The organism is Isoptericola sp. NPDC056605 (assembly GCF_042792795.1).
GTDB lineage: Bacteria > Actinomycetota > Actinomycetes > Actinomycetales > Cellulomonadaceae > Isoptericola.
Genome location: NZ_JBHTVT010000016.1, coordinates 1 through 25,489 on the forward strand (window position 1 = coordinate 1; position 25,489 = coordinate 25,489).

The following is a 25,489-nucleotide window of genomic DNA, read 5'->3' on the forward strand; positions in this document are numbered from 1 at the left end:
GTGGCGCACGTTCTGACGGTCCAGAACGTGCGCCACCGCATGGTCGGCGTCGTCCGTCCTCGGCCAGAATGGGGTCGTGCCCACCTCGCCCGCCCTGCCCGCCCTGTCCTTCGAGCCCCTCGACGCCGCCGCGCAGGACGACGTGCGCGCGCTCGCCGCGGCGGCCGCCGCCCACGACGGCGTCGCCCCGCTGTCGGAGCAGCCCCTGCTCCGCCTGGGGACCGACGCCGACTGGCTGACGCACGTCGTGGCCCGCGGCGACGACGGCGCCGTCGTCGGCTACCTCCAGGTGGACCGGGGCGGCGACGACGCGAGCGCCGAGCTGGTCGTGCACCCGGGCCACCGGCGCCGGGGCGTCGGGGGCGTCCTGCTGCGCACCGCCGAGCGCGACGCGCGGCTGCCGATGTTCTCGGGCGCCCCCGGCCAGCGCGGCAAGCCGCTGCGGGTGTGGGCGCACGGCGACCTGCCCGCGGCGCAGGCGTTCGCGGCCGCCCGCGGGTACGAGGTGGCGCGCGAGCTGCTCGTGCTCGCGCGGCCGCTCGGGCCTGACGACGCGGCCCGCGACGTGCCGGACCTGCCCGGCCTCGCCCTGCGCACGTTCCGCCCCGGCGCCGACGACGACGCGTGGGTGCGGCTCAACGCCCGTGCGTTCGCCGACCACCCGGAGCAGGGCCGGCTCACGGTCGCCGACCTGCAGGACCGGCGGCGCGAACCCTGGTTCGACGCCGACGGGTTCTTCCTCGTCGTGCCGGCCGACGACCCGTCGGACGGCGCCGCGGGCGAGCCGCTGGGTTACCTGTGGACCAAGGTCGAGAACGACCAGCCGTCCGGCGCCCAGGACGGCGAGGGCCGCTCCGGAGAGATCTATGCCGTCGGCGTCTCCCCCGACGCGCAGGGCCGCGGCCTGGGCCGCGCGCTCACCGCCGTCGGGCTGCGCCACCTGGCGCGCACGGGGTGCGACCGCGCGGTGCTGTACGTGGACGGGGACAACGCGGCGGCGCTGGCCACGTACGCGGGCGCCGGCTTCGAGCGCGCCGCCGTCGACGTCCAGTACGCGCGGCCCGCCGGCGCCTAGCGACCGGACGGAGGACTTCGTCACCCGCCGTTCACCTATCGGTGCCACGATGGGTGCCATGACAGCGTCGCGCCCCCGTACGTCCCGGCCCCGCGACGGACGCGGTCGGTACGCCCCCGTCGCACCGGACGCCGCCGTCGCGGCCGCCGAGGTGACGGACAGCCGCCCGCGCTCCACGGCCGTCGCGCCGTCGCGCCCCCTGGATCCGCAGCTCGCGGCCCACATCGCCGAGCACATCGCGGAGGAACCGGGGTCGGACGGTGTCCGCGCGGTCGAGGCGGAGCCGCTGCCCGACGACCGGTTCGCGGAGCGGGAGCTGAGCTGGCTGGCGTTCAACGAGCGGGTGCTGGAGCTGGCGGAGGACCCGTCGCTGCCGCTGCTCGAGCGCACCCGGTTCCTCGCGATCTTCGCGTCCAACCTGGACGAGTTCTTCATGGTGCGGGTGGCGGGCCTGAAGCGGCGCATCGCCACGGGCATCGCCGTCACCGCGGCGTCGGGGATGAGCCCGCGGCAGGTGCTGGAGTCGATCGGCGAGGGCGCGCACCGCCTCATGACCCGGCACGCGGAGGTGTTCCGCTCCGACGTCCAGCCCGCGCTCGACGCCGAGGGCATCACGATCGTGCACTGGGACCAGCTCGAGGTCCGCGAGCAGGAGCGCCTGCACAAGTTCTTCCGCAAGCAGATCTTCCCGGTGCTCACGCCGCTGGCGGTGGACCCGGCGCACCCGTTCCCCTACATCTCGGGGCTGTCGCTCAACCTGGCGGTCGTCGTCGCGAACCCGCTGACGGGCAAGGAGCACTTCGCCCGGGTCAAGGTGCCGCCGCTGCTGCCGCGGTTCATCGCGGTCGACGACCGCGGCCGCCCGTCGGCGCCCACGCCCACGCAGGGCGGCGGCACGCAGACGTCGTTCGTGCCGCTGGAGGAGGTCATCGCGCAGCACCTCGACCACCTGTTCCCCGGCATGGAGGTGCGCGAGAGCCACACGTTCCGCGTCACGCGCAACGAGGACGTGGAGGTCGAGGAGGACGACGCCGAGAACCTCCTGCAGGCGATGGAGAAGGAGCTGCTTCGCCGCCGCTTCGGGCCGCCCGTGCGGCTCGAGCTGGCGCACGGCATCTCGCCCCGCATCCGCGAGCTGCTGGTCCGCGAGCTCGGCGTGGCCGACGAGGAGGTGTACGAGCTGCCGGCGCCGCTCGACCTCACGGGCCTCAACGTCATCGCCGACATCGAGCGCGCGACGCTGCACTACCCGCCGTTCGTCCCGACGACGCACCGCCAGCTCGCCGAGGTGGAGTCCGCGACGGCGCGCGACGTCTTCGCCGCGATCCGCGAGCGGGACGTCCTGCTGCACCACCCGTACGACTCCTTCTCCACGTCGGTGCAGACGTTCCTCGAGCAGGCGGCCGCCGACCCGGCCGTGCTCGCCATCAAGCAGACGCTGTACCGCACGTCGGGCGACTCCCCGATCGTCGACGCCCTGATCGACGCCGCCGAGGCCGGCAAGCAGGTGCTCGCGCTCGTCGAGATCAAGGCGCGGTTCGACGAGCAGGCCAACATCTCCTGGGCGCGCAAGCTCGAGGAGGCGGGGGTGCACGTCGTCTACGGGATCGTCGGTCTCAAGACGCACGCCAAGCTGTCCCTCGTGGTCCGCCAGGAGTCGGACGGGCTGCGCCGGTACTGCCACGTCGGCACCGGCAACTACCACCCGAAGACGGCCCGCATGTACACCGACCACGGCCTGCTCACGTGCGACCGCGACGTCGGCCAGGACCTCACGCGCCTGTTCAACCAGCTCTCCGGCTACGCCCCGCAGTCGCGCTTCCACCGGCTGCTGGTCGCACCGCGCGCCGTGCGGGCGGGCCTCATCGAGCGCATCGAGCGCGAGGCGGACGCCGCCCGCGCCGGGCACGAGGCGTGGGTACGCATCAAGGTGAACTCCGCCGTGGACGAGGCCACGATCGACGCCCTGTACCGCGCCTCGCAGGCGGGGGTGAAGGTGGACCTCGTGGTGCGCGGCATCTGCGCGCTGCGCCCGGGGGTGCCGGGCCTGAGCGAGAACGTGCGCGTGCGCTCCATCCTCGGCCGGTTCCTGGAGCACTCCCGGATCTACGCGTTCGCCAACGCGGCCGGCCCGGCCATCGGCGAGGGGCCGGAGTCCGGCCCGGAGGTGTACATCGGCTCGGCCGACCTCATGCACCGCAACCTGGACCGCCGCGTCGAGGCGCTGGTCCGCATCGCCGACGAGGGCCAGGTCGCGGAGCTCCTGGAGCTCATGGACGCGTCGATGTCGGACAAGACCTCCACGTGGCACCTGCAGCCGGACGACACCTGGGTGCGGCACGCCGTCGGGCCGGACGGCGAACCGCTCGTGGACCTCCAGGCGCAGCTCGTCGACCGGCACCGCCGTCGGCCCGAGCGGGCTCGATGAGGGCGCGGTGAGGGCGGCGCGGGTGCGTCGGGCGGCGGGCACGACGGCCTCCCCGCTCGTGGACAGGCTGGGAGCGACCTCGGTGGAGCACGCCCCGGTGATCGAGTCGGCGGGCGGGCTCGTGTGGCGCGAGCGCGACGGGCGCCTCCAGGTGCAGCTCGTGCACCGGCCCCGGTACGACGACTGGTCCTGGCCCAAGGGGAAGCTCGAGCCGGGCGAGTCGCTGAACACCGCCGCTGCGCGCGAGGTCGCGGAGGAGACCGGCAAGCCCGTGGTCCTCGGCGTCCCCCTCCCGGGCCTGCAGTACCTGACCCCCGAGGGCCGCGTGAAGCGCGTGCACTACTGGGCGGCGCAGCGGGCGTCGCGGTCGGACGACGCCGCGGCCCTCGCCGCGCGGTTCCCCGTGCAGCCCCCGTCCAAGGACGAGGTCGACAGGAAGGCGTGGCTCGACGTCGACGCCGCCGCCGCCCGCCTGACGCGCCACGCCGACCGCGGGCCGCTCGAGGCCCTCGTGGCGGCGCACGCCCAGGAGCGGCTCGCCACGCACGCCGTCGTCATCGTGCGGCACGGCAAGGCCGTGACCCGGGCGGCCTGGCACGGCACGGAGCACGACCGGCCGCTGACGCCGGTGGGGCACGCCCAGGGCGCGGCGCTCGTCCCGGTCCTCGCCGCCTACGGCGTGACGTCGGTGGTCTCGAGCCGCTGGGAACGCTGTGCGGCGACGATCGAGCCGTACGTGCGGGCGTCGCACGCCCGGCCGGAGCTCAGCGACCAGCTGGGCGAGGCCGAGCACGAGCGCTCGCCGTCCCGCGTCGCCGCGACGGTCCGCGACCTGCTCGAGTCGGGCCGGTCGTCGGTGCTGTGCACGCACCGGCCGGTCCTGCCGACGGTGCTGGACGTGCTGGGCCAGCACTCCCGCCGCGCCGTCGCGGACGTCCTGCCCTCGCGCGACCCGTTCCTCGAGCCGGGCGACCTGCTCGTCGCCCACGTCGCCACCACCGGCAAGGGTCCGCGCGTCGTCGCCGTCGAGAAGGTCACTCCCCCGGTCTACTGAGGCTCGCGCCCGGTCGTCAGGTGAGCCAGGGGTGCAGGATCCAGGTGGTGATGGCGGCCACGAGCGCCGCGGCGGGGATCGTCAGCACCCACGCGGCACCGATGTTCTTGGCGACGCCCCAGCGCACGGCGGACAGCCGGCGCGTGGCGCCGACGCCCATGATCGCCGAGGTGATGGTGTGCGTCGTCGAGACGGGCGCGTGCAGGATGAACGCGTTGGCGTAGAGCACCAGCGCCGACACCGTCTCGGCGACGAAGCCCCGTGCCGGGTCCAGCTCGATGATGCGCCGGCCGAGCGTGCGCATGATCCGCCAGCCGCCGGAGGCCGTGCCGAGCGAGATGGCGCCCGCCGCGGCGAGCTTGACCCACAGCGGGATGCCCGCGTCCGGGTCCGCCCAGCCGACCGTGAGCAGCGCCATGAAGATCACGCCCATGGTCTTCTGCGCGTCCTGCAGGCCGTGCCCGAGCGCCATCGCGGCGGCCGACGCGGTCTGCGCCAGGCGGAACCGGCGGGTGACCCGCGACGGGGACGCGTTCCGGAAGATCCACAGCACCGCGACCATGACGAAGTACGCGCCGACGAAGCCGATGAGCGGCGAGAAGACCATCGGCAGCACGACCTTGTCGATGATGGCCTGCCCGTAGATCGGCAGCCCGGCCGCGAGCCCCGCACCGACGAGACCGCCGATGAGCGAGTGCGTCGACGACGACGGCAGGCCGAACCACCAGGTGATGAGGTTCCACACGATGGCGCCCACCAGGGCGCACAGCACCACGACGAGCGCGGTGTGGTTCGACGCGTCCTGCAGGTCGACGATCGACGTCGCGATGGTCTCGGCGACCTCGGTGCCCAGCAGGGCCCCGACGAAGTTCATGACCGCGGCCATGAGGAGCGCCACCCGGGGCGTGAGCGCCCGCGTCGAGACCGAGGTGGCGATCGCGTTGGCCGCGTCGTGGAAGCCGTTGGTGTAGTCGAAGCCGAGCGCGAGCGCGACGACGAGGACGACCAGCGCCACCTCCACGGTCAGGACTCCTTGAGGGCGATGGTCTCGACCATGTTCGCGACCCGCTCGAAGGCGTCGGCGCCCTCCTCGAGCATGTCGACGATCTCCTTGAGCTTGATGAGCAGCACCGGGTCCGTGGTGTCGTCGAAGAGCTGTGCGATGAGCTCGCGGTGCAGCTTGTCGCCCTGGTTCTCGAGGCGGTTGATCTCGACCCAGTAGTCGGACAGCTGGTCCATGGAGCGCAGCCGCGGCATGGCCTCGGCGGTGAGCTCGGCGCAGCGCTGCAGCACCTGCACCTGCTCGGAGACCCGCAGCGGGAGCTCGTCGACCTTGTACAGGACGATGAGGTCGCCGGCCTCCTCCATGGCGTCCATGCAGTCGTCGAGCGCGGACGCCAGGCCGTAGATGTCGTCCCGGTCGAACGGGGTGACGAACGTCTGGTTCAGCCGCCGCATGATCGAGTGGGTGGCGTCGTCGGCGATGTGCTCGGCCTCGTTGAGCCGGCGGACGATCCCTTCCCTCTCCTGCCGGGACGCCCCGAGCAGCTCCGCCAGGAGCGAGGCCCCCGTGACGTTGTGCTGCGCGAGCGTCGCCAGCATGTCGAAGTAGGTCGTGTCGCGCGGTGTGAGGCGCAGGCGCACGTGTGGCTCCCGGATCGAGGACGCTGAGACTCTCACAGACTAGAGGTGGCCATCCTGGCGCGACTAGTTGAACGCGCGCTGAACGATCCGCCTCGCGGCTGCGGGAAACTCGGGTGAGGTGCGACGCCGGACCGGGAGCGCCTCTCGGCGCGTGGCCGCTCGTAGCGGCTGAAGATGGAGCCCGGGGCTACCGCGGCCCGACGTCGCCCGAACATCGTAAGCCCGGGCGTCGGCGTGCTCCGAACACGCAGGTCAGCCCCGCCGTTCGCGGCCGCGGAGCGTCAGTCGAGGGTGCCCGTCCGCCAGCCCGCCGCCGCGCGCTCCAGCTCCTCGGCGGTGCGCACCAGGTCGGCGGCGCCGCGCGTCATCCGGGTGGCCCCGTCGGGGTCCGCGACCTCGCGGGCGTCGGCGTCGAAGGCCGCCCCGGTCGCGAGGATGCGGCAGAACGACGCGGCCCGCTCGAGCGCCACGGCCAGGTCTCCGGCGTAGACGCCGGACAGGACGTCGTCGGCGAGCGCCCGCAGGTCCTCCGGCGCGGGCGGGCGGGGCACGCCGGCCACCGCCTCGTGCACGGGGGCGGCGTCGACGCCGAGGCGGTACCGCAGCCCCACGGTGCGGGGGTCGCGGCGCACCCACTCGCGCAGGACGTACAGCCGCCACAGCGCGCCGGGCAGCGACGCGGGCGCGGCGTCCGACCAGAGGGCGGCGACGACGTCGAGCCCCTCGCGCTCGACGAGGCGCACCAGGCGGTCCACCACCTCCGGGTCCTCGGCGGCGCGCGCCCGGTGCACGACGGCGCGCGCGGTGGTGTGCGCCACCTCGTCGCGCAGCGCGGGGTCGAGCGACCCGGGGATCTGCTCGGCGGTCTGCGGATCGAGCATGGCGGGTCGGCGGTGCCTGCGCGGCTCGGGAGCGTCGTTCACCCCTCCAGTCTCACCCCCGACGGCGCGGGCTCGTGGACCGGTCGCGCGTCCGACCTGCTCAGCGCGCCGACAGGGCGACCCCGACCTAGCATCGAGAAGGATCGAGAACAGGTCTGCCGAGCGAACCGAGGACGATCATGACAAGCCCAGCACCAGGCTCCGCAGCGCACAGCGCGCACCGGAAGGCCACCGCGCTCGCCTTCGCCGCGGCGGTCGGCGGATTCCTCTTCGGATTCGACTCGTCGGTGATCAACGGCGCCGTCGACGCGATCGAGGGCCAGTTCGACCTCAACTCCACCGTGACGGGTCTCGTCGTGGCGATCGCGCTGCTCGGCTGCGCCCTCGGCGCATGGTCGGGCGGCAAGCTCGCCGACCGGTGGGGCCGCACCCACGTGATGGTGCTGGGCGCGGTGCTGTTCTTCGTCTCGTCGATCCTGTCGGCGATCGCGTGGAGCGCCTGGGACCTGGCGATCTGGCGGTTCATGGCGGGCGTCGGCATCGGTATCGCGTCCGTGATCGCCCCCGCGTACATCGCGGAGATCGCCCCCGCCGCGATGCGCGGGCGCCTCGGCTCGCTGCAGCAGCTCGCGATCACCGTCGGTATCTTCGCGGCCCTGTTGTCCGACCAGATCCTCGCGACGGCGGCCGGCAGCGCGGCGAACGAGCTGTGGTTCGGCTGGGAGGCGTGGCGCTGGATGTTCCTCGTCGCCGTGGTCCCGGCGGCCGTGTACGGGATCCTCGCGCTACGGATGCCCGAGTCCCCGCGCTATCTGGTGACGAAGGGCCGTGACGACGAGGCGCGGTCCGTGCTGGCGTCCGTGCTCGGCCCCGACGAGCATCCCGACGACCGGATCGGCGAGATCCGCCGCTCGATCGCCGTGGACGAGGAGAACGCCGAGCTGGGGAGCCTCAAGGGCGACCGCTTCGGCCTGAAGCCCATCGTCTGGGTCGGCATCGTCATGGCGATCTTCCAGCAGTTCGTCGGGATCAACGTGATCTTCTACTACTCGACGACGCTGTGGCAGGCGGTCGGGTTCGACGAGTCGCAGGCGTTCCTCGTCTCGACGATCACGGCCGTGACGAACGTGGCCGTGACGTTCATCGCCATCGCCCTCATCGACAAGGTGGGCCGGCGCCCGCTGCTGCTCATCGGCTCGGCGGGCATGGCCGTCTCCCTGGGCCTGATGGCGGTGTGCTTCACGCAGGCCACCGGTTCGGGCGAGTCGATCAGCCTCCCGGATCCGTGGAGCATCATCGCGCTGGTCGCCGCGAACGCCTTCGTGGTCTTCTTCGGCGCCACGTGGGGCCCGCTCATGTGGGTGCTGCTGGGCGAGATGTTCCCCAACCGGATCCGCGCGGCCGCCCTCGGCGTCGGCGCGGCGGCGAACTGGATCGCGAACTTCGCGATCACGCTCACCTTCCCGCCGATGCTCGACACCTTCGGCCCCGCGATCCCCTACCTCATGTACGCCGTCTTCGCCGTGCTGTCGTTCTTCTTCGTGCTCGGCAAGATCCCGGAGACGAAGGGCGTCGAGCTCGAGGACATGGCGGGCGAGGCGTACAAGCGCGCCTGAACCGCACCGCCGGGCGCCCGTCAGCACGGCGCGTCCGTACGGTCCGACCGCACGGCCCGCGACCCCCGCCCGGGGCGTCGCGGGCCGTCGTCGTGCACCGGGTGAAGTCCTCACCAGGACACTTGCTTGCTGCAAGCACCAGGAGTATGTTTGCACCCTGCAACAACTCGGCCCGTCCACCGGGCCGCTCCGCTCCGGCCGTCCGGCCCCGAGCACCCACCCCCTTCCAGCAAAGGCCCTGCCATGCCCGTTGACCGCACCGCGGCCCGTGAGCTCGTGGAGACGCTCGAGGAGCTCTCCCGTGCCCAGCGCGAGGCCGCCATGCGCGTGGCGCGCGACCTGGACCTCCCCCGGGCCGGCCTCGGGGCCCTGCACCTGCTCACGCGGTGCGGGCGCGTGCAGATCACCGACGTCGCCGCGAAGCTCCGCGTCGACGTGTCCGTCGCGAGCCGCCAGATCAGCGCCCTCGTCGACGCCGGTCTCGTCGAGCGCACGGTCGACGACGACGACCGGCGGGCCCGCTACCTCGCCCTGACGGACGCCGGCCGCGAGTTCGCGGAGGCCTCATTCGAACGCATCGACGACCTCGTCTCCGAGTCCTTCTCCGACTGGTCGGAGGACGACCTGGCCGACGCCATCTCCCGGATCCGCAGCGTCGCGGCCGCACTCACCACGACCCACGACCGCGCCACGGCGCAGGAGGAGATCCCCGCCCGATGAGTCAGTCCCCCAGTCCGGCGCCCGCCGCGCCGGCCCTCTCCGCCACGCCTGCCCCGGCGATGACCCGCCGCGAGGTGCTCGAGGCCCTCTCGGGCATCCTCCTCGGCGTCTTCGTCTCGCTGCTGGCCACCACCATCGTCTCGACCTCGCTCCCCAAGATCGTCAGCGAGCTCGGCGGCTCCCAGCACTCCTACACCTGGGTCGTCACGGCCATGCTGCTGACGATGACGATCTCGACCCCGCTGTGGGGCAAGCTCGCCGACCTCACGAACCGCAAGGTCCTCATGCAGGTCGCCCTCGCGATCACGGTGGTCTCCGCCGCCGCGGCCGGCCTGTCGCAGAACATCGAGATGCTCATCGGCTTCCGCGCCCTGCAGGGCATCGGCGCGGGCGGCCTCACCGCCCTCGCGACCGTGCTGATGGCCGACATCATCAGCCCGCGCGAGCGCGGCAAGTACATGGGCCTCATGGGCGGCGTCATGGCCGTCGCGCAGATCGGCGGCCCGCTGCTCGGCGGCGTGCTCACCGACTCGATCGGCTGGCGCTGGACCTTCTTCGTCGGCGTCCCCTTCGCCGTCGCCGCGTTCATCGTGCTGCAGAAGACGCTGCACCTGCCCGCGCTGGCCAAGCGCGAGGTGAAGATCGACTACGCGGGTGCCGGCCTCATCGCCGTCGCCGTCGCGCTGCTGCTCCTGTGGGTCACGTTCGCCGGCGACCAGTTCGAGTGGCTCTCCTGGCAGACGGGCGCGATGGTCGGTGGCGCCGTGCTGGCGCTCGTCGTCGTCGGCTTCGTCGAGAAGAACGCCGCCGAGCCGATCATCCCGCTGCACCTGTTCAAGAACCGCACGTTCGTGCTCGCCGTGGTCGCCTCGGCGTCCGTCGGCGTCGCCATGTTCGGCACCGCGGTCTTCCTCAGCCAGTACTTCCAGCTCGCCCGCGGCAAGACGCCGACCGAGTCCGGCCTGCTCACCATCCCGATGGTGGTCGGCACGATGCTCGCGGGCATCGTGCTCGGCCGGATCATCTCGAACACCGGCCGGTACAAGGCGATCATGGTGGGCGGCGCCGTCCTCCTGACCGGGTCGCTGTTCGGCCTGTCGACCATCGAGGTGGACACGAGCTTCGTGCTCATCTCGGTCTTCCTGTTCGGTCTCGGGCTGTCGGTGGGCGCCCTGATGCAGAACCTCGTGCTCGCCACGCAGAACACCCTCGACGTGCACGAGATGGGTGCCGGTACCTCCGGCGTCGCCTTCTTCCGCTCGCTGGGCGGCGCGATCGGCGTCTCGGCGCTCGGCGCCGTGATGGCCGCGCAGATCAAGACGGACCTCTCCACCGGCCTGGCGAAGCTCGGCATCGCCTCCGACGCGATGGGTGCCGGCTCGGGCGCGGTCCCGGACCTGGCCTCGCTCCCCGCCCCCGTGCAGACGGTGGTCGAGGGCGCCTACGCCGACGGCATCACGACGATCTTCCTGTACGCCGTGCCGATGGCCGTCGTCTCGCTGATCGCGGTGCTCTTCATGAAGGAGATCCCGCTGGGCCAGCGCTCCGGCATCGAGCAGGTGCTCGACGAGGAGAAGGCCGCCGAGCAGGACGTCGCCGCTCCGGTCGCCGACCGGGCCTGACAACGGCCCAGCACCCGGACGGCGTCGATTTCACCCGCTGAGACGCCGTCCGGGTGCAAGTTCGCCTGCTAGGCCACTCCCGTTTGCCTCGGCGAAGCCTCATGATGGGCGCATGCACGACGTAGCCGCCCAGCCCCTGCCCGACCCGGCCACCGACCCGTTCGGTGCTCTCGAACGCGAGATCCGGGTCCTGATCCGGCGCGCCCAGTCGTCAGCGGCACAGACCGCCAGGCGGGTGCACCCCGAGCTCGAGGCGTCGGCGTACCCGATCCTCGCGCACATCGACTCCCACCCCGGGATCCGCGGCTCCGACCTCGCGGCCCACTTCGGTGTCGGCCGGGCCACCGTGTCGCGTCAGCTGAGCCGTCTCGTGGACCTGGGCCTCGTCCACCGCGAGGTGGACCCGGAGGACACCCGCGGCCAGCGGATCACCCTGACCGCCGACGGCGCCCAGCGCTTCGCCCGGGCCCGCGACCGTCGCATCGAGATGTACAAGGACGCCTTCGGCGAGTGGGACGAGGCGGACGTCTCGCAGCTCGCGACGCTGCTGCACCGCTACTCCGAGGACTTCGTGCGCTGGCGCGACACGCGCTCCTGAGCCGGCGTCCGCCCGAGACGTCGCCGGTCGAGCCTGTCGGGACCTGTCCCGGCGGGCTCGACGCGTGTCCGGGGCCGGGTCACCCCTCGAGGAGGCGGGCCCGCAGCGCGTCCAGCGTCGCGGCACTGCCGCCGTGCGCGCGGAACCAGCCCGGCGCGCCGTCGTCGTGCTCGGCGAACCGGTCGAGCACCGTCCCGATCGCCCAGCCCGGCGCGGTGACCAGCTCGGGCGGCAGCCTCGCCAGCACGTGCGCGTCGGGGACGGCGAGGTTCGCGGTGACGGCGGCACGCGCCAGCACCTGCGGCATGTGGGGGCCGGTCCGCTCGTAGTCCGCGACGATCGCGGACCGGTCGACGCCCAGCAGGGACAGCACCAGCGCGACCGTCACCCCCGTGCGGTCCTTGCCGGCGGTGCAGTGCACGAGCACGGGCGCGTCGTCGACGGCGATGAGGCGCACCGCCTCCACGAGGTGCCCGGCGCCCACGCCGTCGAGCATCTGCAGGTACAGCTCCCCGAGGCCCGGGACGGGAGCGGGCGCGGTGGCGCCCTGCATCGCGGTCCCGTCCAGCAGCGGCAGCGGCACCACGTGCGCGACGCCGGTCAGCGGGTGCGGCTCCCCGTTCTCCCCCGGGTCGCGCAGGTCGAGCACCGTGCGCGGCGGCCACGCCACGTCGGCCGGGGCGACGTCGCCCGAGCGGGGTGCGTCGGAACGCAGCAACGCCCCGGGCACCAGGCCCGGGGCGGCCGTCGCGACGTCGCGCAGGTTGACGAGGTGGTCGGGCACGGACGCCGGCGCGGCGGTCCAGGCCACGGCGGCGTCGGCCGCAGAGGGCGCAGAGGGCGCGGAGTCGGTCACCTGGTCGACCCTAGCGGCGCCCCGCGCCCGGGGCGCCGCGGCCGGACGCTCAGGCCTCGACGGGCTCGAACGTCAGGCTGAGCGAGTTCATGCAGAACCGGTCGCCCGTGGGCGTCTGCGGCGCGTCGTCGAAGACGTGCCCCAGGTGCGAGCCGCACCGGGCGCAGCGCACCTCGGTGCGGACCATGCCGTGCGACCGGTCCTCGAGCAGCTCGACGGCGTCGCCGGCGAGCGGCGTGTAGAACGACGGCCACCCGCAGTGCGAGTCGAACTTGGTCTCGCTCCGGAACAGCTCGTTGCCGCACGCGCGACAGCGGTACACGCCGACACGCTTCTCGTCGAGCAGCTCACCGGTCCAGGGCCGCTCGGTCCCCGCCTGCCGCAGCACGGCGAACTCCTGCGGGTTCAGCTCGACCTTCCACTGCTGGTCGGACTTCGTGACTTCGTACGTCATCTGACACCTCCGTCGTGCTCAACCCGGACCGGGGCGCGGCTGTTCCTGCCGCTGCCGCTGGTGCGGTCAGGCCGCGGGCGCCGAGCCGCCCTGTCCGCGGCCGCGGCCGCCGCGGCGGCGCCGGCGACGGGCCGGTGCGGACCCGTCCGCCCGGACCGTCTGCGGAGCGCGGCCGCCGGACGACGCGGGCTGCGCCTGCGAGCGCTGGCCCTGCTGCCCCTGCTGCACCTGGGCGCGCTGCCCCTGCCCGCGCTGCGCGTCGCCGCCCGAGCCACGTCCGCGCTGGCCGCCCTGCTGCTGGCCGCCGCCCTTGCGGCGCTGCGGCTGCTGCGGCGCCGTCGGGGCGGGCGGCGTCACGTACGGCGCGACCTCGCCGACCAGCGCGGTGACGGTCGCGTCGCCCGGGGCCACGGGCTGTGGGCGGGCGTCGATCTTCGCCTTGCGCGTGAGGTCGCGGACGTCGCCGCGCTGCTCGGGCAGCATCACGGTGACGACGTCGCCGCCGGACCCGGCGCGGGCCGTGCGGCCCGAGCGGTGCAGGTACGCCTTGTGCTCGGCGGGCGGGTCCACGTGCACGACGAGCTCGACGTCGTCGACGTGGATGCCGCGCGCGGCGATGTCGGTGGCGACGAGCACCTTGACGTCCCCGGAGGAGAACGCCGCGAGGTTGCGCTCGCGCGCGCCCTGGCCGAGGTTGCCGTGCAGGTCGACGGCGGGGACGCCCGCGCCGGTGAGCTGCTTGGCGAGCTTCTTCGCCTGGTGCTTGGTGCGGGTGAACAGCACGCGACGGCCGGTGCCGGACGCGAGCGCGTGGACCACGTGCTTCTTCGCGTCGGCGTCCGCCACGGCGAGGATGTGGTGCGTCATCTGCGGCGGCGGGGCGGCGGCCTCGTCCACGGAGTGGGTCACCGGGTTCTTGAGGTAGCGCCTCACGAGCACGTCGACGCCGTTGTCCAGCGTCGCGGAGAACAGCAGGCGCTGGCCCACGGTGGGCGTGCGGTCCATGATCCGCTTCACGCCGGGCAGGAAGCCGAGGTCGGCCATGTGGTCGGCCTCGTCGAGCACCGTGATCTCGACCTCGTCCAGCGTGAGGTGCTTCTGGCCGAGCAGGTCCTCGAGGCGGCCGGGGCACGCGATGAGCACGTCGACCCCGGCGTTCAGGGCGGTGACCTGGCGGGACTGGGCGACGCCGCCGAAGACGGTGGTCGTCACGAGGCCGAGGGCCTTCGCGAGCGGCTCCATCGTGGCGTTGATCTGGTTGGCGAGCTCGCGGGTCGGGCAGAGCACGAGCGCCCGCGGGCGGCCGGGCCGACGACGCGGGCGGCCCGCGGCGGCGGCCTTCGCCGCGGACGTCGCCAGACGCGTGACGACGGGCAGCGAGAACGCGAGCGTCTTGCCGGAGCCGGTGCGGCCGCGGCCGAGCACGTCGGTGCCGGCCAGCGTGTCCGGCAGCGACGCCGTCTGGATCGGGAAGGGGGTGGTGATGCCCTGGTCCGTCAGCTGGCGGACGACAGGGGCGGGCAGGCCGAAGTCGGCAAAGGTAGTCAAGAAAAAGGGCCTCTCGGGCAGGGACGTCTCGGACGTCGGGGTCGGGGTCCGCCGCACGCAATCCGGGGGGATCTCCACGACGCGGGGCGCGCAACGCGCAGCCACCTGCCCCCAGTCTCTCACGACAGGCGCCCGGGTCGACCACCCGACCTCTCAGGGGCGCATGGTGGAATGGCCGCCGTGGACGACTTCCTCGCGACCGTCGGCGACGTACTGACGCAGATCTGGACGGCCGCCACCACCCCCGTGCCGCCGCCGGCGCAGCCGGTGGTGCTGGCCGCGGGCCTCGCCGCGCTCGCCGTCGTGCTCGTGTCCCCCGTGTGGCGGGTGGCACGGCACGTCGTGACGATCGCGCACGAGGGCGCGCACGCCGTCGCCGCCATGCTCACCGGGCGCCGCCTGGACGCCATCCGGCTGCACTCCGACACCTCCGGGCTCACGGTGTCCGCCGGGCGTCCGCGCGGGTTCGGGATGATCGTCACGGCGTTCGCCGGGTACGTCGGCCCCGGCCTGACAGGGCTCGGCGCCGCCTGGCTGCTGCGGCACGGCTACGCGGTGGGGCTGCTGTGGCTGCTCGTGCTGCTGCTCGCCCTCCTGCTGCTGAAGATCCGCAACTGGTTCGGCCTCTGGTCGATCCTCGTCTCCGGCGCCGCGCTCGTCGCGGTCTCGTGGTGGCTCGAGCCCGCCGCGCAGGCGACGGTCGCCTACGCGGTGACGTGGTTCCTGCTGATCGGGTCGGTGCGCCCCGTGCTCGAGCTCCAGGCCCAGCGGTCCCGGGGTCGGGCGCGGCGGTCCGACGCCGACCAGCTCGCGACCCTGACCCGGACGACCGGCATCCTGTGGGTCGTGGTCTTCCTGCTCGTCACCGTCGGCTGCCTGCTGCTCGGCGCGACCTGGATCGTGGAGCCCGCGACCTGACGACGGCTCCCCGCCGACGCGTCACAGCCGCGCGTACCGAGCCCGCGCGAACGAGTACACGCCGTAGGCCGCGATGCCCAGGCCCGTCGCGACGAGCAGCACGACCCCGAACGGCTGCTCACGGATCGTGCGCAGCGCGTCGTCCAGGCCGCCCGCCTTCTCGGGGTCGGCCGTGACGGCGGCCGCCACGAAGAGGCCGCCGAGGACGCCGAGCGCGATCCCCTTGGCCATGTAGCCGACCTGGCCGAGCCGCACGACCGCCTGTCCGACGCCGCCGCCCCCGGTCGCGCGCAGGTCGTCACGGAACGACTTCCGCCACCCCTTGACGACGTGGAAGACGCCCACCCCGACGATCACGAGGCCGACCACCGCGACGAGCCACCGGCCCGCGGGGGCGCGCATGAGGTCGGCGGTGAGCCCCTCCTCGGAGCCACCGCCGGACGACCCGGTCGCGACCCGCACCGCGGTGCCGGCGAGCACCCCGTACAGGACGGCCTTCGCCGCGGCCTTGGCCCGGGCACCGACCTGCTTCGCCTTGTCCGTCCCGGGCACGCCCGCCACCGCCTCGGTGAGCTGCCACAGGGCGAGGCCGGCGAAGCCCACCGCCGTCAGCCACAGGAGCAGCGCGCCGCCCGGGGCGTCGGCCAGCTCACGCAGGGCGCCCTGCTGGTCGGCGTTCCCTCCTGAGGACCCGAAGGCCAGGCGGACGGCCAACCAGCCGAGGAGCAGGTGCAGCACGCCGGACGCGACGTAGCCGGCCCGCGCGAGGGCCTGCAGCGCGGTGCTGTCGTTCGCGCTGCGCGAGGTGCGTCGGGCGGCGCGGGCGGGGTCGGACACAGGTCACCTCCGTCGGTGCCGCGGGGGTCGCGGCACCACACGATGGCGCAACCGGGCCTTGGACGCCACTCCCACGGCCATGCCGTTCCCGGCGCGACGACGGCCGGGCACGGAGCGATCTCCGTGCCCGGCCGTCGGAGGACCGGTCAGGCGGGGGCGGCGCGCCCTCGGGACGCGCGGTGCACCCGCCCGGACGTCACGCCTGGGGCGTGAGCACGAATCCCGGACCCTGCGCGGCGGGGTCGGTGTCGAGGGTCAGCGTGTCGAGGGCGGGCGCGGCCTGCGCCTCGACGAAGACGTGCGTGCCGCCCTCCTCGTCGACCACCTGGTCGTCGGGCTGGGGAGCCGGGACGAGCGCGAGCTCGAAGTTGCCGGGCTGGCCGGCGGACTGCGCGATCCGCAGCCCGCCCTCGTCCGGCACTCCTGCCTGCTGGGCGAGGTCCTCGACGGCGGTACGGGCGTTGTCGGTCACGGTGAGCATGGACGCTCCTCTCGTCGGTCCTTGCGAACCTGTCCACCGAAACAGCAGGAGGGGGCCCGGCGCAACGATGAGACGCGATCGGGACGAGATCTCCCGGTGGGTGAGACCCCGCGTGACAGCCGTCCCCGCGCGTCGATAGGTTGCCCTCCGTGACCGGATCGTGACTTTCCCGGTGGCGTCGCGGGTGGCATCACGGGCGGCGGCGCGGTCCGGTGCGCACGGGACGCCCGCGGCCCCGCGTACGCTGTCCCGCAGCCGCTACCGACCTCCGGGCGGACGGCGGCGGGCCTCTAGCTCAACTGGCAGAGCAGCGGACTTTTAATCCGCGGGTTCAGGGTTCGAGCCCCTGGGGGCCCACCCCTGCACGTCACCGTCGCAGGTCGTCGTCGCCCGAAGGAGCTCCGTGCCCGTCCGCGCCCAGGCCCCCGTCGTCATCGCCCATCGGGGCGCCTCCGCCGACGCCCCGCAGAACACGCTGGCGGCCTTCGACGCCGCCGGGGAGGCGGGCGCCGCGATGATCGAGATCGACGTCCACCTCAGCGCCGACGGCGTCCCGATGGTCATCCACGACGGCACGGTCGACGCGACCACCGACGGCAACGGCGAGGTCCGGGGCCGCACCCGGGACGAGCTGCAGGCCCTCGACGCCGGCTCGTGGTTCGGCCCGGAGTTCGCCGGGCAGCGCATCCCCACCCTGGCCGAGGTGCTCGAGCTCGTCGCGCGGCATCCCGGCCTGGGCGTCCTGTGCGAGTACAAGGGCCGCTGGAGCGCCGAGGACGTCGCCGTGACGATGCGCGTGCTCGACGCGCCCGAGCTCGCCGGCCACCTCGTCGTCCAGGGCTTCGACCCGGTGACGGTCGCCGCCCTGCGCGACGTCGCGCCGCAGGTGCCGCGGTCGCTGCTGGTCGAGCACCCGCGCGAGGGCCTGCCCGCGCTGCTCGACGAGCTCGACGCGGCCGCCGTGAGCCCCGGGGCGGCGCTGATCGCCGGCGACCCGGGCCTGGTCCCGGCCGCGCACGACGTGGGGCTGCGGGTCTTCGGCTGGACCGCGAACGACGAGGCGACCTGGCACCTGCTCGTGGACGCCGGCGTGGACGGCATCATCACCGACCGCCCGGCCGCCCTGCGCGAGTGGCTCGCGACGGCGCACGTCCCCGCCCGGGGCTGACGCGCCGGCCGCGGCTCAGCGCCGCGGCGCGTGCAGCCAGCCCGACAGACGCCCGGTCACCCAGGGCAGCACCCAGAACGACATGATCGGCGTGAGCACCAGCGTCGAGACGAGCACGCGCAGCACGACGTGCAGGTCGGCGAACGGCGGCACGAGCCAGCCCACCAGCACGGTGAACGCGAGGTTCACCGGGAAGAAGCCGAGCCAGATGGCCACGGACTGCTTCCACCGCGGCGGCGCGGCCAGCAGGGGCGGCCCGGTGGGCTCGTCCTGCCGCACGGGCGGGTCGAACCACCCCTCGATGCCGGTGCGCCTCTCGACGCGGCGCTCCTCGACCAGGCCCTCACCGGCGGCGAGCCAGCGCCGACGCTCCGGCGACTCCTCCCACGCCTCGAGCCGGGCGGCGTCGGCGAACCGGTAGAGCATGATCCAGTCCGCGGCACCCTCGGAGGCGCGGATCCAGCCCGAGCCGAGGAAGCCGTCCCAACGGTTCGCGAGCCGGACGCCGGACTGCACCCAGGCGGTGACCTCGGGGACGCGGTCGGGGCTGACGGCGCGGTGGATCGCGACCGTCACGGGTGCGGAAGTCATCCGAGCATCCTGGGGTGCGCGCGGCCTCCCGGGCCCGGCGGCGCGGGCGCGCGGGACGGCGCGTCCCACCATCCGGGCGCCCCGGCGCGCGGCCCGGGGTTTCGCCGGGATGTCCCGTCCTTCACATCTCGTCCTCGCGGCCCGCACCGGATTCGTGTCGTCTGGTCCCCTCGTTGGCCCGGAGCACCGGTTGAAACGGTTGAAGATGGAACGAGCTTCCGACCGGTGCGAGCTCCCGACAGGTTCGAGCTCCCGACCCCCGAGGACCTTCTCCCATGACCGAGCACACGACCGAGCACACCCCTGCGCCCCTGCCCCGGCGCCGCGACATCCACCGCCCGGCCCGGCAGCGCCGCGCCGCCGAGCCCGCCGCCCGTCCCACGACGCCGCGCCTCGGGCGCCGCGCCGTGCGCGCCGGCGTCCCCGTCGCGCTCACCGTGATGGCGCTGACGACCGGGGTGGTCCTCACCGGCAACTCGTCCGCCTCCGGGGAGACCCGGACCGCGGGGTCGACCGACCAGGGCTCGTCCTCGGTGGGCACCATCGAGACCGGGACGTTCGGCATCGTGTCCCCGACCACCTCCGCCACGACGGCGATCGTGCGGCCCGCGCTGTCGGGCGCCGCGGGCGCGACGTCGGGCGCCGTCGGCTCGGACACCGCGGGCTCGGGCGCGGCGAAGGCCGACACCGAGCAGGCCGCGTCGAAGGGCGCCGCGAAGAGCGCCGCCGCGTCCGGCGACGAGGCGCTCTCCGCCGCCCAGGAGGCGCTCGCCCGCGCGGACCAGGTGACGACCGAGTCCCTCGGCGTCCCCGCCAAGCAGCGCAAGGCCGTCGCGAAGAGCGCGGCGCACCTGCGCGACGTCGTGTCCGACCGCTCCGGCGGGGAGGCGGCGTCGCGCGCCGGCGAGCGCACCGCGCTCGACGTCCGCGGGCAGGGCGCGGCCGACGTCACCGACGCGACCGAGGACCTGACCACCCTGATCGAGAAGACCGACACGAGCGCGATCAGCATCACGCCCGCCCCCGCGACGCCGGCCGAGGTCCTGGACGCGCAGGCCGCGGCGGCCCGCAAGGCCGCCGGCTCCCTCAAGAAGTTCGCGGACGACACCGAGGGGTACGAGAACGGTCGCCTCGCGTCCGCCGACCTCAAGGGGTTGTCCTTCGCGTCGGGCGAGTCCCTGCGTCGCGACGCGGCCGAGCAGCTCGAGCGCCTCGACGCCGCCTACCGGGCACGCTTCGGCGAGCACCTGCAGATCCGCGACTCCTACCGCTCCTACGAGTCGCAGGTGTCGGTCAAGGCGAGCCGCGGCTACCTCGCCGCCGTGCCCGGCTACTCGGACCACGGCTGGGGCATCGCCGTCGACCTCAACGGCGGCGTCGAGGAGCGCTCGAGCGCGCAGCACCAGTGGTTGGTCGCGAACGCGGCGAAGTTCGGGTGGAAGAACCCCGCCTGGGCCCAGGCCGACGGCCGCAAGCCCGAGGCCTGGCACTGGGAGTACCGCCCCTGAGCCTCGACGCTCCCCCGCAGCACGTCCCCGACGGACCCGTGACGACCCGTGCGTCACGGGTCCGTCGTCGTCGGTCGGGGAGCGGCTCAGGCCCAGCCGAGCTCGTGCAACCGGTCGTCGTCGATCCCGAAGTGGTGGGCGATCTCGTGCACCACGGTGATGGCGACCTCCTCGACGACGTCGTCGCGCGTGTCGCAGATGGCGAGGGTCGGGTTGCGGTACACGGTGATCCGGTCCGGGAGCGAGCCCGCGGCCCAGTGCAGCCCCCGCTCCGTCAGCGGCACCCCCTCGTACAGCCCGAGGAGCTCGGGGTCGTCGGCGGGGGCGTCGTCCTCCACGAGGACCACGACGTTGTCCATCATCGCCGCCAGGTCGGCCGGGACCTGGTCGAGGCCGTCCCGGACGGCGTCCTCGAACTCCTCGCGCGTCATCTCCACCACGGGTCCCATCCTCGCCCACGACGGGGCGAGGACCGTCCCGGACGGCTGGGTATGCTTGCCGGGTCCAGCCCCCATCGTCTAGCGGCCTAGGACCCCGCCCTTTCACGGCGGTAGCACGGGTTCGAATCCCGTTGGGGGTACGTCCGCGGGGACGCCGGCAGCGTCGGCAGCCCCGCGAAACGGCGCGTCCTTGCTGGTCAGGATCCGATTTCAAGATCCCGGCGAGCATGGGGTACGCTTCTTCTCGGCTCGAAACGAGCTTCCTCGGTGGGAGTCCACTCCCCACCATGGCCCTGTAGCGCAGTTGGTTAGCGCGCCGCCCTGTCACGGCGGAGGTCGCGGGTTCAAGTCCCGTCAGGGTCGCGCATGATGCGCCCGGTTCGTCGGAAACGGCGCCCGGGCGTTCGTGTCCAAGGCTCTGTAGCTCAGTTGGTAGAGCGTTCGACTGAAAATCGAAAGGTCACCGGATCGACGCCGGTCGGAGCCACCATCGAGACCCCCACGCCCCGGGCGTGGGGGTCTCGTCGTTTTGCGCCAGGAATTGCCTGGACCAGCGGGGACGGGTTGAGTGGGACCGCACGGACGATCACCACACGCAGGATCGGAGCAGCCGATGACGGACTGGGACGACGGACGCACGCCGCCCGCCGAGCAGCCACCCTCCATGGGTCGGCTCGTGGAGCAGCTGTCGGAACAGACCACCCGGCTCGTACGCGCCGAGGTGGCGCTCGCCAAGGCCGAGATGACCGAGAAGGCGAAGCGGTCCGGCATCGGGATCGGGCTCGTCGCCGCGGCGCTCGTCATCGTGCTGTATGCGGTGGGCGTGCTCATCTGGGCCGGGATCCTCGGCCTGTCCGAGGTGTGGGCCCCGTGGCTGTCGGCGCTCGTCGTCGGCGTCGCCATGCTGCTCGTCGCCGGCCTGGCCGTCGCGATCGCGGTGGGCCAGCTCAAGAAGGCGGCCCGGCGGCCCGAGACGATCGACCGGGTCAAGGAAGACGTGGAGACGATCAAGAAGGGGGTGCGCCGGTGACCGAGCCCACGACGCCCGAGAACAGGACCCCGCCCCCCACCGCCCGGGAGCTCGAGGACGAGGTGGCCCGCACCCGCGCGGAGCTCGGCGCGACCCTCGACCAGCTCGCGACACGACTGTCGCCCAAGTACCAGGCGAACCAGTTCGCACGGGCGACCAGGCAGGCGGCCGGCGACGCCGGCACGTTCGTCACGGGCGGGGGTCTCCCCGCCACCGACCCGCGGCGCAAGCGCAACACCCAGGTGCTCCTCGGCGCCGCGGCGGCGGGGCTGGCGCTGGTCGTGATCGTCGTCGTCAGGGCCCGGCGCCACTGAACGCCGCCGCGCTCGAGCAGCGCTGCGGCATCCCTGAGCACGTCCCTACTTGTCCGGCGTCGCCTCCTCGGAGGCGGCGCCGAGCAGCGCGCGCACCTCCGACTCCTTGTAGCGGCGGTGACCACCGAGCGTACGGATCGACGAGAGCTTCCCCGCCTTCGCCCAGCGGGTCACGGTCTTCGGGTCGACGCGGAACAGGCTGGCCACCTCGGCAGGCGTCAGCAGAACCTCGGAGTCTCCGTGGAGCGACATCCCCTGCACCTCCTGGTACGGACCGGCCCGGGCGGCGCCCGGTGTGCGGACACGGTCTCGCTCATCCATTGTGTGCAGAAAGCGGGATTGAGGCGACTTGGGAGCCGGATGAAATCGTCCGGATCGTCCTGGCATCGACCGAGTCGTGCTCGTGCGTCCGTTCTGCCGGTCGTCGGCCGCCGCGGACCGCTCCGCGCACCGGACGGTCTCGTGACCTGAGACACCATCCGACGAGGATCACCCGCTCCCACGTCCGTCGATGCGCGCGGCACGTGTCGCGGAGTGGAGGGAATGGCGCGCGAGCATGTACCGTTGGGGTCTGAACAGACTACTTACGCACGGGGCCGCCGTCACGGACGGCGCAAGCCCCGCTCCTACGTTGAGGGGGTCTCAGCCATGGGCCGCGGCCGTCAGAAGGCAAAGCAGACTAAGGTCGCTCGCGAGCTGAAGTACTACAGCCCCGAGACGAACTACCACGCGCTCGAGCAGGAGCTCAGGAGCAGCGAGGGCAGTCGCACGGATGTCGCCACGGAGGATCGTTTCTCCGACGACGACGAGTACGACAACCGATACAACTCCTGGGGCGACGAGCGCTGAGTCCCAGCGTCGGACCCCGTGTCCCACGGGTTCCGACGACGCGCGCGAAGGGCCGCACGGCAGCAGCCGTCCGGCCCTTCGTCGTGCGCGGGGAAGGTCCCCCTCCCCCGCGCCGGGTGGTCAGCGGTAGTCGCCGGTGAGGCGGACGGCGCCGCCCTGCACGCCCTTGGTGCCGGCGACCAGGTCCTCCGCCGGCGTGGCCGGGTCCAGGTCCTCGACCGAGCCCAGCACCCACGCCGGCACGCCGCGCGCCGCGAGCGTCGCCAGCGCCGCGTCGACGCCGTCCGCGCCGACGACGGCCACCATGCCGACGCCGAGGTTGAGCGTGTTCTCCAGGTCGCGCCGCGGCACGGAGCCGAGCTCCCGGACGGTGCGGAAGACGGCAGGCACCTCCCACGACGCGCGGTCCACGGTCGCCACGGTGCCGGCGGGCAGGACGCGCGCGAGGTTCGCCGCGAGCCCGCCGCCCGTCACGTGCGTGACGGCGTGCACCTGCGCGGCCGGGTCCTCGGCGAGCGCGAGCACGTCCCGCGCGTAGACCCGGGTGGGCTCCAGCAGCTCCTCGCCCAGGGTGCGGCCGAACTCCTCGACGTGGCGGTCCAGCGACCAGCCGGCGTGCTTCACGACGGCGCGCACCAGCGAGTAGCCGTTGGAGTGCAGGCCGCTCGAGCCCATCGCGACCAGCACGTCGCCCGCGCGCACGCGCTCCGGGCCGAGCACGGCGTCCGCCTCGACGATGCCGGTTGCGGCGCCCGCCACGTCGTACTCGTCCGGCGCCAGGAGGCCCGGGTGCTCGGCCGTCTCGCCGCCCACGAGGGCCGTCCCGGCCACCTCGCACGCCTGCGCGATGCCGCGCACGATGTCGGCCACCCGCTCGGGGACGACCTTGCCGGTGGCGATGTAGTCCGTCATGAACAGCGGCTCCGCGCCGACCACGACGATGTCGTCCACGACCATGCCGACGAGGTCGAAGCCGATCGTGTCGTGCTTGTCGAGCGCCTGCGCGATCGCGACCTTGGTGCCGACGCCGTCGGTCGACGTCGCGAGCAGCGGCTTGCGGTACTCGCGGATCGCCGAGAGGTCGAAGAGCCCCGCGAAGCCGCCCACGCCGCCGAGGACGGCCGGCCCGTGCGTGCGGCGCACGGCGTCCTTCATCAGCTCGACGGCCTTGTCGCCGGCCTCGGTGTCGACGCCGGCCGCGGCGTAGGTCAGGGGTTCGTTCGTCACGTGGGGCTCACCGTTCGTCGGCTGTGTCGGTCGGCTGGCAGGCGGGGTCGGCTGTCAGTCAGGGGTGGTCGAGCGCGGTGCCGCCGCCGGCCCCCACGGAGACCGTGCGGAGACCGTCCTCCGGCGCGCCGAGCGGAAGCTCGGCCTGCTCGAGGAGATGCTTGCCGAGCTGGTCGGCGGTGGGGAGCTCGATCGGGTACTTGCCCGTGAAGCAGGCGGCGCACAGCTGGGACGCCGGCTGCTCGGTGGCCGCGATCATGCCCTCGGTCGAGATATAGCCGAGGGAGTCGGCGCCCAGGGACTGACCGATCTCGTCCGGGCTGAGCCCGTTGGCGATGAGCTCCGCGCGCGACGCGAAGTCGATGCCGTAGAAGCACGGCCACTTCACCGGCGGCGACGAGATGCGCACGTGCACCTCGGCCGCGCCCGCCTCGCGGAGCATGCGGATCAGGGCCCGCTGCGTGTTGCCCCGCACGATCGAGTCGTCGACGACGACGAGGCGCTTGCCGCGGATCACTTCCTTGAGCGGGTTGAGCTTGAGGCGGATGCCGAGCTGGCGCAGCGTGTCGGACGGCTGGATGAACGTGCGACCCACGTAGGCGTTCTTGGTGAGGCCCTGCCCGAACGGGATGCCGGACTCCGCGGCGTACCCGACGGCGGCCGGCGTGCCGGACTCGGGCGTCGGGATGACGAGGTCCGCCTCGACCGGGTGCTCCCGGGCGAGAGTGCGGCCCATCTCGACGCGCGCCGCGTGCACGGAACGCCCGTTGATCGTGTTGTCGGGGCGGGCGAGGTAGACGTACTCGAAGACGCAGCCCGCGCGCTCCGGCTCGGCGAACTTCTCGGAGCGCAGGCCGTCGGCGTCGATGGTGAGGAGCTCGCCCGGCTCGACGTCGCGCACGTACGACGCACCCACGATGTCGAGGGCCGGCGTCTCCGACGCGACCACCCAGCCGCGCTGCAGGCGGCCCAGGACCAGCGGGCGCACGCCCTGCGGGTCGCGCGCGGCATACAGGGTGCCCTCGTCCATGAAGACGAGGGAGAACGCGCCGCGCAGCTTCGGCAGCACCTCGAGCGCGGTCTGCGCGAGGGTGTGGTCGGCGTCGCCGGCCAGCAGGGCCGTGATGAGCGCCGTGTCGGTGGTGTTGCCGCGCGCGAGCTCGCCGCGCCGCTGGGCGCCGTAGCGCTCGGCCACGAGGTTGACGAGCTCTGCGGAGTTGGTGAGGTTGCCGTTGTGCCCGAGGGCGACGGTGCCGCCCGCGGTGGCGCCGAGCGTCGGCTGGGCGTTCTCCCAGGTCACGCCACCGGTGGTGGAGTAGCGGCAGTGGCCGACCGCGAGGTGGCCGGTGAGGGCGTCGAGCGCCGTCTCGTCGAAGACCTGGGACACGAGGCCCATGTCCTTGTAGACGAGGATCTGCTCACCGTTGCTGGTGGCGATGCCCGCGGACTCCTGTCCACGGTGCTGCAGGGCGTACAGGCCGAAGTAGGCGAGCTTGGCGACCTCCTCGCCGGGGGCCCAGACCCCGAAGACGCCGCACGCGTCCTGGGGGCCCTTCTCGCCGGGCATGAGGTCATGGTTCAGGCGGCCGTCAGGGCGCAAGGGCATGCCTCGAGTATCCCACAGGGCCCC

The 25,489-nt window shown here is 73.5% G+C and carries 26 protein-coding genes and 4 tRNA genes; 17 read left to right on the forward strand and 13 right to left on the reverse strand.

Going from position 1 to position 25,489, the window contains the following annotated elements; all coding sequences use genetic code 11:
* Positions 1 to 76: 76 nt before the first annotated feature.
* The 3 genes from mshD to ACFQ8Y_RS15765 all read left to right on the forward strand — a co-directional run bounded on the left by mshD (position 77) and on the right by ACFQ8Y_RS15765 (position 4,557).
* Positions 77 to 1,075, forward strand: coding sequence for a mycothiol synthase (gene mshD, locus ACFQ8Y_RS15755; RefSeq protein WP_430586093.1), 999 nt, complete (start codon positions 77 to 79; stop codon positions 1,073 to 1,075).
* 49 nt (positions 1,076 to 1,124) lie between these two features.
* Entirely contained in the window at positions 1,125 to 3,503 is a 2,379-nt protein-coding gene (locus ACFQ8Y_RS15760; protein ID WP_430586094.1) for an RNA degradosome polyphosphate kinase, read from the forward strand.
* A gap of 82 nt (positions 3,504 to 3,585) precedes the next feature.
* Entirely contained in the window at positions 3,586 to 4,557 is a 972-nt protein-coding gene (locus tag ACFQ8Y_RS15765) for an NUDIX domain-containing protein (RefSeq protein ID WP_430586095.1), read from the forward strand.
* A 16-nt stretch (positions 4,558 to 4,573) separates the two neighbouring features.
* On the opposite strand, the gene ACFQ8Y_RS15770 is transcribed toward ACFQ8Y_RS15765, so the two are convergent.
* From ACFQ8Y_RS15770 to ACFQ8Y_RS15780, 3 genes are all read right to left on the reverse strand, one after another.
* Positions 4,574 to 5,578, reverse strand: coding sequence for an anion permease (locus ACFQ8Y_RS15770; protein WP_430552111.1), 1,005 nt, complete (start codon positions 5,576 to 5,578; stop codon positions 4,574 to 4,576).
* Between the two features lie 2 nt (positions 5,579 to 5,580).
* Entirely contained in the window at positions 5,581 to 6,201 is a 621-nt protein-coding gene (locus tag ACFQ8Y_RS15775; RefSeq protein ID WP_430552112.1) for a DUF47 domain-containing protein, read from the reverse strand.
* Positions 6,202 to 6,482: 281 nt separating this feature from the next.
* A complete protein-coding gene (locus ACFQ8Y_RS15780) occupies positions 6,483 to 7,082 on the reverse strand; it encodes a hypothetical protein (protein WP_430552209.1) in 600 nt (199 codons plus the stop codon).
* A gap of 179 nt (positions 7,083 to 7,261) precedes the next feature.
* On the opposite strand from ACFQ8Y_RS15780, the gene ACFQ8Y_RS15785 reads away from it, so the two are divergent.
* The 4 genes from ACFQ8Y_RS15785 to ACFQ8Y_RS15800 all read left to right on the forward strand — a co-directional run bounded on the left by ACFQ8Y_RS15785 (position 7,262) and on the right by ACFQ8Y_RS15800 (position 11,638).
* Positions 7,262 to 8,698 carry a sugar porter family MFS transporter gene (locus tag ACFQ8Y_RS15785; RefSeq protein WP_430564295.1) on the forward strand — a complete coding sequence of 479 codons (1,437 nt, stop codon included), beginning with the start codon at positions 7,262 to 7,264 and terminating at the stop codon, positions 8,696 to 8,698.
* Between the two features lie 243 nt (positions 8,699 to 8,941).
* Positions 8,942 to 9,418, forward strand: a complete 477-nt coding sequence (locus ACFQ8Y_RS15790; RefSeq protein WP_430586096.1) for a MarR family winged helix-turn-helix transcriptional regulator — start codon at positions 8,942 to 8,944, stop codon at positions 9,416 to 9,418.
* On the forward strand, positions 9,415 to 11,040 hold the full coding sequence (locus ACFQ8Y_RS15795) for an MDR family MFS transporter (protein WP_430586097.1): 1,626 nt from the start codon (positions 9,415 to 9,417) through the stop codon (positions 11,038 to 11,040). The genes ACFQ8Y_RS15790 and ACFQ8Y_RS15795 overlap by 4 nt, the downstream gene beginning before the upstream one ends.
* Positions 11,041 to 11,152: 112 nt before the next feature.
* Complete coding sequence (locus tag ACFQ8Y_RS15800) at positions 11,153 to 11,638, forward strand: MarR family winged helix-turn-helix transcriptional regulator (RefSeq protein WP_430552115.1); 486 nt, start codon at positions 11,153 to 11,155, stop codon at positions 11,636 to 11,638.
* A gap of 79 nt (positions 11,639 to 11,717) precedes the next feature.
* Here the strand turns inward: ACFQ8Y_RS15800 and ACFQ8Y_RS15805 are convergent, their stop codons facing one another.
* From ACFQ8Y_RS15805 to ACFQ8Y_RS15815, 3 genes are all read right to left on the reverse strand, one after another.
* Positions 11,718 to 12,494: a tyrosine-protein phosphatase gene (locus ACFQ8Y_RS15805; RefSeq protein WP_430586098.1), complete on the reverse strand. Its 777-nt coding sequence runs from the start codon at positions 12,492 to 12,494 to the stop codon at positions 11,718 to 11,720.
* Between the two features lie 49 nt (positions 12,495 to 12,543).
* A complete protein-coding gene (msrB, locus tag ACFQ8Y_RS15810; RefSeq protein WP_430552117.1) occupies positions 12,544 to 12,948 on the reverse strand; it encodes a peptide-methionine (R)-S-oxide reductase MsrB in 405 nt (134 codons plus the stop codon).
* A 66-nt stretch (positions 12,949 to 13,014) separates the two neighbouring features.
* Positions 13,015 to 14,496: a DEAD/DEAH box helicase gene (locus ACFQ8Y_RS15815; RefSeq protein WP_430552118.1), complete on the reverse strand. Its 1,482-nt coding sequence runs from the start codon at positions 14,494 to 14,496 to the stop codon at positions 13,015 to 13,017.
* A 171-nt stretch (positions 14,497 to 14,667) separates the two neighbouring features.
* Here ACFQ8Y_RS15815 and ACFQ8Y_RS15820 point away from each other — a divergent pair, with 171 nt between their 5' ends.
* Positions 14,668 to 15,414, forward strand: coding sequence for a M50 family metallopeptidase (locus tag ACFQ8Y_RS15820; RefSeq protein WP_430552119.1), 747 nt, complete (start codon positions 14,668 to 14,670; stop codon positions 15,412 to 15,414).
* 21 nt (positions 15,415 to 15,435) lie between these two features.
* Here the strand turns inward: ACFQ8Y_RS15820 and ACFQ8Y_RS15825 are convergent, their stop codons facing one another.
* Positions 15,436 to 16,251 carry a DUF1206 domain-containing protein gene (locus tag ACFQ8Y_RS15825; RefSeq protein WP_430586099.1) on the reverse strand — a complete coding sequence of 272 codons (816 nt, stop codon included), beginning with the start codon at positions 16,249 to 16,251 and terminating at the stop codon, positions 15,436 to 15,438.
* Positions 16,252 to 16,447: 196 nt separating this feature from the next.
* On the reverse strand, positions 16,448 to 16,732 hold the full coding sequence (locus ACFQ8Y_RS15830; RefSeq protein ID WP_430552121.1) for an iron-sulfur cluster biosynthesis family protein: 285 nt from the start codon (positions 16,730 to 16,732) through the stop codon (positions 16,448 to 16,450).
* A gap of 284 nt (positions 16,733 to 17,016) precedes the next feature.
* On the opposite strand from ACFQ8Y_RS15830, the gene ACFQ8Y_RS15835 reads away from it, so the two are divergent.
* Together ACFQ8Y_RS15835 and ACFQ8Y_RS15840 are read left to right on the forward strand one after the other, a co-directional pair.
* Positions 17,017 to 17,089, forward strand: a tRNA-Lys gene (locus ACFQ8Y_RS15835).
* A gap of 46 nt (positions 17,090 to 17,135) precedes the next feature.
* On the forward strand, positions 17,136 to 17,900 hold the full coding sequence (locus tag ACFQ8Y_RS15840) for a glycerophosphodiester phosphodiesterase (protein WP_430586100.1): 765 nt from the start codon (positions 17,136 to 17,138) through the stop codon (positions 17,898 to 17,900).
* Between the two features lie 15 nt (positions 17,901 to 17,915).
* Here the strand turns inward: ACFQ8Y_RS15840 and ACFQ8Y_RS15845 are convergent, their stop codons facing one another.
* A complete protein-coding gene (locus ACFQ8Y_RS15845) occupies positions 17,916 to 18,491 on the reverse strand; it encodes an antibiotic biosynthesis monooxygenase (protein ID WP_430552123.1) in 576 nt (191 codons plus the stop codon).
* Between the two features lie 275 nt (positions 18,492 to 18,766).
* Between ACFQ8Y_RS15845 and ACFQ8Y_RS15850 the strand changes: the two genes are divergently transcribed.
* Positions 18,767 to 19,999 (forward strand): D-alanyl-D-alanine carboxypeptidase family protein, encoded by a 1,233-nt coding sequence (locus tag ACFQ8Y_RS15850; RefSeq protein WP_430586101.1) that lies wholly within the window; start codon positions 18,767 to 18,769, stop codon positions 19,997 to 19,999.
* Positions 20,000 to 20,085: 86 nt separating this feature from the next.
* Here the strand turns inward: ACFQ8Y_RS15850 and ACFQ8Y_RS15855 are convergent, their stop codons facing one another.
* Positions 20,086 to 20,448: a metallopeptidase family protein gene (locus ACFQ8Y_RS15855; protein ID WP_430552125.1), complete on the reverse strand. Its 363-nt coding sequence runs from the start codon at positions 20,446 to 20,448 to the stop codon at positions 20,086 to 20,088.
* Positions 20,449 to 20,506: 58 nt separating this feature from the next.
* Here ACFQ8Y_RS15855 and ACFQ8Y_RS15860 point away from each other — a divergent pair.
* The 5 genes from ACFQ8Y_RS15860 (at position 20,507) to ACFQ8Y_RS15880 (ending at position 21,783) form a co-directional block, all read left to right on the forward strand.
* Positions 20,507 to 20,579 (forward strand) — tRNA-Glu (locus tag ACFQ8Y_RS15860).
* Positions 20,580 to 20,728: 149 nt separating this feature from the next.
* Positions 20,729 to 20,802: transfer RNA gene (locus ACFQ8Y_RS15865), tRNA-Asp, on the forward strand.
* A gap of 51 nt (positions 20,803 to 20,853) precedes the next feature.
* Positions 20,854 to 20,929: transfer RNA gene (locus tag ACFQ8Y_RS15870), tRNA-Phe, on the forward strand.
* 123 nt (positions 20,930 to 21,052) lie between these two features.
* A complete protein-coding gene (locus ACFQ8Y_RS15875) occupies positions 21,053 to 21,469 on the forward strand; it encodes a phage holin family protein (RefSeq protein WP_430552126.1) in 417 nt (138 codons plus the stop codon).
* Entirely contained in the window at positions 21,466 to 21,783 is a 318-nt protein-coding gene (locus tag ACFQ8Y_RS15880; RefSeq protein ID WP_430586102.1) for a DUF3618 domain-containing protein, read from the forward strand. Before ACFQ8Y_RS15875 ends, ACFQ8Y_RS15880 begins: the two co-directional genes overlap by 4 nt.
* Positions 21,784 to 21,828: 45 nt before the next feature.
* On the opposite strand, the gene ACFQ8Y_RS15885 is transcribed toward ACFQ8Y_RS15880, so the two are convergent.
* Positions 21,829 to 22,035 (reverse strand): BldC family transcriptional regulator, encoded by a 207-nt coding sequence (locus ACFQ8Y_RS15885; RefSeq protein ID WP_079575713.1) that lies wholly within the window; start codon positions 22,033 to 22,035, stop codon positions 21,829 to 21,831.
* Positions 22,036 to 22,431: 396 nt separating this feature from the next.
* Here ACFQ8Y_RS15885 and ACFQ8Y_RS15890 point away from each other — a divergent pair, with 396 nt between their 5' ends.
* Positions 22,432 to 22,632 (forward strand): DUF3073 domain-containing protein, encoded by a 201-nt coding sequence (locus tag ACFQ8Y_RS15890; protein ID WP_430552128.1) that lies wholly within the window; start codon positions 22,432 to 22,434, stop codon positions 22,630 to 22,632.
* A 120-nt stretch (positions 22,633 to 22,752) separates the two neighbouring features.
* Here ACFQ8Y_RS15890 and purM read toward each other — a convergent pair whose 3' ends face one another.
* Together purM and purF are read right to left on the reverse strand one after the other, a co-directional pair.
* The gene (gene purM / locus ACFQ8Y_RS15895) at positions 22,753 to 23,859 is read right to left on the reverse strand and encodes a phosphoribosylformylglycinamidine cyclo-ligase (protein WP_430552129.1); all 1,107 of its coding nucleotides are present in this window, start codon (positions 23,857 to 23,859) and stop codon (positions 22,753 to 22,755) included.
* Between the two features lie 58 nt (positions 23,860 to 23,917).
* Complete coding sequence (gene purF, locus ACFQ8Y_RS15900; RefSeq protein ID WP_430552130.1) at positions 23,918 to 25,465, reverse strand: amidophosphoribosyltransferase; 1,548 nt, start codon at positions 25,463 to 25,465, stop codon at positions 23,918 to 23,920.
* Positions 25,466 to 25,489 lie beyond the last annotated feature (24 nt).